This is a genomic window from Macrococcus equipercicus, assembly GCF_004359525.2.
GTDB classification, from domain to species: domain Bacteria; phylum Bacillota; class Bacilli; order Staphylococcales; family Staphylococcaceae; genus Macrococcus; species Macrococcus equipercicus.
In genome coordinates this window covers 1-417 of record NZ_SCWC02000035.1, presented here as the reverse complement: position 1 = coordinate 417, position 417 = coordinate 1, and the positions used below count along the sequence as shown (strand labels likewise).

Below are 417 nucleotides of genomic sequence, written 5' to 3'. Positions count from 1 at the left end.
CTGGAACCTTGTTCCAGCTCGCAAAAAGGAAGCCACTGTCCTCCTTACGGTTATCCGCATAGCCATTTATATTTGCTGAGACATTATAAGTCGGCGCATAGACCTTTAGAAACGGTGATTGAGTACTGGTCTGTCAACATAATATTGGACAGTTTTTATAGAATATTTCTTTATATTCTTTTGGTGTTAAATCATTCAATGCACCGTGCGGTCTGATATTGTTGTACCAGTTCACATCATCAAAAAGTTCAATATTCAAATGATTTAGAGAAAGAAAATGAAATTGATTAATAAATTCGGTCTTCATCGCTTTAAAGGTTGCTTCAGCGACCGCATTATCATACGGACACCCTTTCATACTCAACGATCTCTGAATACCGAAGGTATCAAGCACTTCATCTATGAGATGATTATCAA

1 protein-coding gene is annotated in these 417 nt (G+C 37.2%); it reads right to left on the bottom strand.

What is annotated here, in order from left to right; all coding sequences use genetic code 11:
• Nucleotides 1–133: 133 nt before the first annotated feature.
• The coding region (locus ERX35_RS11320; protein WP_149459979.1) for an IS3 family transposase at nt 134–417 on the bottom strand (284 nt) is incomplete at its 5' end.